Source organism: Comamonas sp. C24C, from assembly GCF_053345995.1.
The window spans coordinates 47,583-54,352 of record NZ_JBKFBC010000018.1 but is presented as its reverse complement, the minus strand read 5'-3'; the positions used below and the strand labels follow the sequence as shown (position 1 = coordinate 54,352).

Genomic DNA, 6,770 nt, shown 5'->3' with positions numbered 1-6,770 from the left:
AGGTTCTGAAAACCTGGAGCGGGAAAACGGGTTCGAACCGTCGACCTATACCTTGGCAAGGTATCGCTCTACCAACTGAGCTATTCCCGCATATCTACCGAAGCCCAACATTGTACAACGTTGTTTGCTGCGATGGATGAATTGTAGCGCAGTTCTGGGCCCTCCCAGAAAAAACGCCACAATTTTCACAAAACAAGCATCAATGCTTGATCGCTGCCTCGACCGGCTTGGCATCGGCAGCCGCCACCGCGGCTACCGCATCCTCAGACAAAGGATCGGGCACGCGCTCCAGGGCCACCTTGAGAACCTGATCGATCCACTTCACAGGAACGATCTCCAGACCGCTCTTCACGTTATCGGGAATGTCCTGCAAATCCTTGACGTTCTCTTCAGGAATCAGCACGGTCTTGATGCCACCACGCAGAGCCGCCAGCAGCTTTTCCTTGAGGCCGCCAATCGCCGTGACTTCGCCACGCAAGGTGATTTCACCAGTCATGGCCACGTCAGCACGCACAGGAATGCCCGTGAGCGCCGAGACAAACGCCGTCGTCATGGCGGCACCGGCGCTAGGACCGTCCTTGGGCGTGGCGCCATCGGGCACGTGCACATGGATGTCCTTTTTCTCAAAGGCTTCATCCTTGATGCCGAGCAGACGAGCGCGGCTGCGCACCACGGTACGAGCAGCTTCCACCGACTCCTTCATCACGTCGCCCAGAGAACCGGTACGGGTGATGACGCCCTTGCCAGGCATGGTTGCGGCTTCGATGGTCAGCAGATCGCCACCGACTTCGGTCCAGGCCAGGCCCACAACCTGCCCCACCTGATTGGCATGCTCTGCGCGGCCGTAGCTGAACTTGCGCACGCCCAGATAGTCGTTGAGGTTGTCTGCATTCACCTCCACCTTGGGCTGGAGTTTGCCGAGCTGCAAGCCCTTGACTACCTTGCGGCAGATCTTGGACAGCTCACGCTCCAGCGAACGCACACCTGCTTCGCGGGTGTAGTAGCGCACGATGTCGCGGATAGCGGCTTCGGTCACCTCCAGCTCGCCCTCCTTCACACCATTGTTGGTGAGTTGCTTGGGCAGCAGGTAGCGGATGGCAATATTGGTCTTTTCGTCTTCGGTGTAGCCCGACAGACGAATAACCTCCATGCGATCCAGCAAGGCCGAAGGAATGTTCATGGAGTTGGAGGTCGCCACGAACATCACGTCGGACAGGTCGAAGTCGACCTCCACATAGTGGTCGCCGAACTTGTTGTTCTGCTCGGGGTCCAGCACCTCCAGCAGTGCGCTCGATGGGTCGCCACGGAAATCCATGCCCAGCTTGTCGATCTCGTCAAGCAGGAACAGAGGATTGCGCGTGCCGACCTTCTCCAGGCTCTGCAGCACCTTGCCAGGCATGGCACCGATATAGGTACGGCGGTGACCGCGAATCTCGGCCTCGTCACGCATGCCGCCCAGCGCCATGCGCACGTACTTGCGGCCTGTGGCCTTGGCAATGGACTGACCGAGCGAGGTCTTGCCCACGCCTGGAGGTCCGACCAGGCACAGAATGGGGGCCTTGACCTTGTCCACACGTTGCTGCACGGCAAGATATTCGAGGATGCGGTCCTTGACCTTTTCCAGGCCAAAGTGATCTTCGTTCAGCACTTCCTCGGCATTCGCCAGGTTGTGCTTGATCTTGGTCTTCTTGCTCCAGGGCAGGCCGGTCAGCACTTCGATGTAGTTGCGCACCACCGAAGCTTCCGCCGACATGGGCGACATCAACTTGAGCTTCTTGAGCTCGGCCTCGGCCTTCTTGCGGGCCTCGGCAGGCATCTTGGCGAGCTTGATCTTTTTCTCGATCTCCTCGATGTCGGCCCCATCCTCGCCTTCACCCAGCTCCTTCTGGATGGCCTTGACCTGCTCATTCAGATAGAAGTCGCGCTGATTCTTCTCCATCTGACGCTTGACGCGGCCACGGATGCGCTTGTCGACATTGAGGATGTCCACCTCACGCTCGAGCTGCTCGAACAGGTTTTCCAGACGCTCCTTGATGTCCACCAGATCCAGCACTGCCTGCTTGCTCTCCAGCTTGAGAGGCAGGTGCGCAGCGATGGTGTCGGTCAGACGACCGGCATCGTCAATGCTGGCAATAGAGGTCAGGATCTCCTGGGGGATCTTCTTGTTGAGCTTGACATACTGGTCAAACTGCTGCGTCACCGCACGGCGCAGCGCTTCGATCTCGCTTTGCTCATGGGCATTCTCATCAGCCTCCACGGGCGTCACAGACGCCGTGAAATGAGACTCTTCGTCGGTGATCTGCTTGACCAGGGCGCGCTGCTGGCCCTCGACCAGCACCTTCACGGTGCCGTCGGGCAGCTTGAGCATCTGCAAGATGGTGGACACGCAGCCCACATCAAACATGTCTTCCGCTGCAGGCTCGTCCTTGGAGGCCGTCTTCTGCGCCACCAGCATGATGCGGCGATCGCCTTCCATGGCCAGCTCCAGAGCCTTGATGCTCTTGGCACGCCCCACAAACAGCGGAATCACCATATGCGGGAACACCACCACGTCCCGCAAGGGCAGCAGCGGCAGATCCAACTCAGTGGAAGGCAAAGGGGTTTGTCCAGACATAGGTATCCTCGGTTTATCAGCGGAAGATGGTCCGCTTACCGGTGTATTTCAACCCCTGCGTGCAAATTGTTTTTGCCACCGCAGGGGCATTGCCTTTCCGTCTCATGCAGCAAGGCGCCCCATCGCAGAAGCGCCTCGCACGCAAGCACAGTATCAGGCCTTTTTGGCCGCCTCGCGGTAAACCAGCAGCGGCTCCTTGCCGTCTTCAATGGTGGCCTCTTCCACCACCACCTTTTCCACGTTCTCAGCCGTTGGCAACTCGAACATGGTGCTGATCAGTGCTTGCTCGACGATGGAGCGCAGGCCACGGGCGCCGGTCTTGCGGGCCAGAGCCTTGCGGGCAATCGCCTTCAGTGCCGCCGGGCGGATTTCCAGCTCCACACCTTCCATGGCCAGCAGCTTGCTGTATTGCTTGACCAGCGCGTTCTTGGGCTCGGTCAAGATCTGCACCAGTGCCTCTTCGCTGAGCTCGGCCAGCGCCGTCACCACTGGCATGCGACCGACCAGCTCGGGGATGATGCCGAACTTGATCAGATCTTCGGGCTCAATCTCAAGGAACATTTCCGAGATGGAGCGCTGCTTCTTGCTCTTGACGGTAGCGCCAAAGCCTATGCCTGAAGCCTCGGTACGGTTCTCGATGACCTTCTCCAGCCCCGCAAACGCGCCGCTGCAGATGAACAGGATGTTTGTGGTGTCGATCTGCAGGAAATCCTGATTGGGATGCTTGCGTCCACCCTGGGGCGGAATGCTGGCCATCGTGCCTTCGATCAGCTTGAGCAGCGCCTGCTGCACGCCCTCGCCCGAGACATCGCGCGTGATGCTGGGGTTGTCCGACTTGCGGGAGATCTTGTCGATTTCGTCGATGTAGACAATGCCGCGCTGCGCGCGCTCGACGTCGTACTCGCAGCTTTGCAACAGCTTCTGAATGATGTTCTCGACATCCTCGCCCACATAGCCAGCCTCGGTCAACGTGGTGGCATCGGCCATCACGAATGGCACATTCAGCTGACGCGCCAGCGTCTGGGCCAGCAAGGTCTTGCCCGACCCAGTGGGACCGATCAGCAGGATATTGCTCTTGCTGAGCTCCACATCGTCCTTGCCGGCCTTGTCCTTGTGGTTCAGTCGCTTGTAGTGGTTGTAGACCGCCACGGCCAGCGTGCGCTTGGCCTGTTCCTGACCGATCACATAGTTGTCGAGATTGGCCTTGATTTCGGCAGGCGTAGGCAGATCGCCGCGGCCTTCCTTGGCATCGGCGGCAGGCTGTTCGTCGCGAATGATCTCATTGCACAAGTCGATGCACTCGTCGCAGATGAACACGGACGGGCCGGCGATCAGCTTTTTGACCTCGTGCTGGCTTTTGCCGCAGAAGGTGCAATACAAATTCTTTTCGGTGGAAGAGCCTTTTTTATCGGCCATGGGGGCTGTGCCTCGTTACGAAAAAACGAAAATTAATGATAACCAAAGACAAGGCGGCGTAGCCCTTCAGGGACAAACGCCGCCGAGCAAGTCCCGGGAGCCAGTCAGCAACTCCCAGGATCTTCATTGCCGGCATCCGCAAGCCCAATCAGACAGGGGCTTGGGTGCTATGCATTTCAGGAACGCTTGCTAATTACCTGGTCAACCAGACCGTAGTCCTTAGCCTCATCGGCGGAAAGGAAATAGTCGCGCTCGGTGTCGTTCTGGATCTTTTCCAGAGGCTGGCCGGTACGCTCGGCGAGGATCTTGTTCAGGCGCTCGCGGGTCTTGAGGATTTCGCGGGCATGAATTTCGATCTCGGTCGCCTGACCACGTGCACCGCCCAGAGGCTGGTGAATCATGACCTGAGCATTGGGCAGTGCGTAACGCTTGCCCTTGGCACCTGCCGACAGCAGGAAAGCCCCCATGCTCGCAGCCATGCCGGTGCACAGTGTCGAGACATCGGGCTTGATGAAGTTCATGGTGTCGAAAATCGCCATGCCCGCCGTCACGCTGCCGCCGGGGGAGTTGATGTAGAAGGAAATATCCTTGTCGGGATTTTCGCTTTCCAGGAACAACAGCTGAGCCACCACCAGATTGGCGGTTTGGTCGTTGACCTCGCCCACCAGGAAAATCACGCGCTCCTTGAGCAGACGCGAATAAATGTCGTAGGAGCGCTCACCGCGACCCGACTGTTCAATGACCATGGGCACCATGCCCAAACCCAATGTATCCAATGCGCTCATGTTTTCTCCAGTGCTATGCGCCTACTGTAGCCGCATTCTGAAAAGAAAATGGGGCTTGCGCGCAAAAGCACAAGCCCCGCAATTCAAGTTATCGGAACTTGCCTAGGGCAAGCACCGATAAAAGGTTCAGCCCTTAGGCCTGCCCCATCAGCTCGTCGAAGGAAACGGCCTTGTCGGTGACCTTGGCCTTGCCCAGAACGAAGTCGGTGACGTTGTTTTCGATCACAACGGCTTCCACTTCGGCCAGACGGTTGCGGTCACCGAAGTACCAGCGCACCACGTCTTCGGGCTTCTCGTAGCTGGAAGCCAGCTCTTCAACATGAGCCTTGATCTGCTCGGCAGTAGCTTGCAGATTGTTGCTCTTGACCAGCTCGGCCACCACCAGGCCCAGACGCACGCGACGCTCGGCCTGGGGCAGGAAGATGTCTTCGGGGATTTCAGCCTTGGCTGCATCCTTGATGCCGCGCTGTTCCAGCTCGGCGCGCGCACCTTCCAGCAGACGGCCGACTTCGGCTTGCACGGAAGCCTTGGGCAGATCCAGTTCGGACACGGACACCAGAGCGTCCATCACGGCTTGCTTGTTGCGACCTTGAACGCGGAACTTCACTTCGCGCTCCAGGTTCTTCTTGATGTCTTCGCGCAGGGCTTCGACGGAGCCGCCTTCCACGCCCAGGGTCTTGACGAACTCTTCGTTCACTTCGGGCAGGTTGGGAGCTTCCACCTTCTTGACGGTCACCAGGAAGTCGGCAGTCTTGCCGGCCACGTCGGCACCGTGGTAGTCAGCGGGGAAAGCCAGAGGGAAAGTCTTGGACTCGCCGGCCTTCATGCCACGGGTTGCGTCTTCGAATTCCTTGAGCATCTGGCCTTCGCCGACCAGGAACTGGAAGTCTTCAGCCTTGCCGCCGGAGAAAGTCTCGCCGTCGATCTTGCCTTCGAAGTCCACGGTCACGCGGTCGCCGTCCACAGCGGCTTCACCGGCAGCGCGCTCGGTGAAGGTGCGGCGCTGCTTGCGCAGAATGTCCACGGTCTTGTCGATGGCTGCGTCGTCCACACTGGTGGTCAGCTTTTCCACTTCGGCAGTAGTCAGGTCGCCGATCTTGACTTCGGGCATGACTTCGAACACGGCTTCGAATTGCGCTTCGCCTTCGGCAGCGCCTTCCTTTTCGGTGATCTTGGGCTGACCGGCAACGCGCAGATCGGCTTCGTTCACGGCAGCGGCAAAAGCCTCGCCCACCTTGTCGTTCAGCACTTCGTATTGCACGGAGTAGCCATAACGCTGAGCCACGACGCTCATGGGCACCTTGCCGGGACGGAAGCCGTCCATCTTCACCGTGCGCGCCACCTTCTTCAGGCGGGCATCCACTTCGGACTGGATTGCCGACAGGGGCACGCTCAGCGTGATCTTGCGCTCGAGCTTTTCAAGAGTTTCAACGTTAACGGCCATGATTTTTCCTAAGAGGGATGAGGACCGTGCAGATTGACTAACAACCCGCACCGTGTTGCGCAAAGTCACAGTGCGCGCACGCCCGGGGATCCCCTGGGACATGCGGCACCACAAATTTCCAGAGCCTGCCCCGGTCATTGGCACCCGCGTCTGGCGCCGGGCATTTGTTCAAATCAGGAACAGGCGAAGCCGACCATTATAACGAGGCGCCGCGCAGGCTCCGCCATCGCCTTACAGGGGTTTGCCTTAAAAGCTGACACCGCAGCTGCACAGCAGGGAGCGGGAAAAGAAAAAGCCCGTAACGGCTTGGGGTTACGGGCTTGGGCAGCAGAGAGTGCCTGTATCTGGTGCGCGGAGCCGGACTCGAACCGGCACGGTGTTGCCACCGTCAGGACCTAAACCTGGTGCGTCTACCAATTTCGCCACCCGCGCGGTCAGCAATGCGCAAATCTACGCCTACTGAGGTCAAGACGCAGATTCTAGCCGCAAAATCGGCAGTCTTTCGCACAAT

At 58.9% G+C, this 6,770-nt stretch carries 4 protein-coding genes and 2 tRNA genes; all 6 read right to left on the bottom strand.

The window, feature by feature from the left end; genetic code table 11:
• Positions 1 to 14: 14 nt before the first annotated feature.
• The 6 genes from ACLBXN_RS23785 to ACLBXN_RS23760 all read right to left on the bottom strand — a co-directional run bounded on the left by ACLBXN_RS23785 (position 15) and on the right by ACLBXN_RS23760 (position 6,691).
• Positions 15 to 90: transfer RNA gene (locus tag ACLBXN_RS23785), tRNA-Gly, on the bottom strand.
• 109 nt (positions 91 to 199) lie between these two features.
• Complete coding sequence (gene lon, locus ACLBXN_RS23780) at positions 200 to 2,614, bottom strand: endopeptidase La (protein ID WP_447613784.1); 2,415 nt, start codon at positions 2,612 to 2,614, stop codon at positions 200 to 202.
• 153 nt (positions 2,615 to 2,767) lie between these two features.
• Positions 2,768 to 4,030 (bottom strand): ATP-dependent Clp protease ATP-binding subunit ClpX, encoded by a 1,263-nt coding sequence (clpX, locus tag ACLBXN_RS23775; protein WP_003057503.1) that lies wholly within the window; start codon positions 4,028 to 4,030, stop codon positions 2,768 to 2,770.
• A gap of 176 nt (positions 4,031 to 4,206) precedes the next feature.
• A complete protein-coding gene (gene clpP, locus ACLBXN_RS23770) occupies positions 4,207 to 4,815 on the bottom strand; it encodes an ATP-dependent Clp endopeptidase proteolytic subunit ClpP (protein ID WP_003057504.1) in 609 nt (202 codons plus the stop codon).
• A 133-nt stretch (positions 4,816 to 4,948) separates the two neighbouring features.
• Entirely contained in the window at positions 4,949 to 6,259 is a 1,311-nt protein-coding gene (tig, locus tag ACLBXN_RS23765) for a trigger factor (RefSeq protein ID WP_447613783.1), read from the bottom strand.
• 345 nt (positions 6,260 to 6,604) lie between these two features.
• A tRNA-Leu gene (locus ACLBXN_RS23760) sits at positions 6,605 to 6,691 on the bottom strand.
• Positions 6,692 to 6,770 lie beyond the last annotated feature (79 nt).

Coding starts and splice junctions, on each gene's coding strand:
- clpX (WP_003057503.1), bottom strand. CDS start 4,030: ATGGCCGATAAAAAAGGCTCTTCCACCGAAAAGAATTTGTATTGCACC.
- tig (WP_447613783.1), bottom strand. CDS start 6,259: ATGGCCGTTAACGTTGAAACTCTTGAAAAGCTCGAGCGCAAGATCACG.
- lon (WP_447613784.1), bottom strand. CDS start 2,614: ATGTCTGGACAAACCCCTTTGCCTTCCACTGAGTTGGATCTGCCGCTG.
- clpP (WP_003057504.1), bottom strand. CDS start 4,815: ATGAGCGCATTGGATACATTGGGTTTGGGCATGGTGCCCATGGTCATT.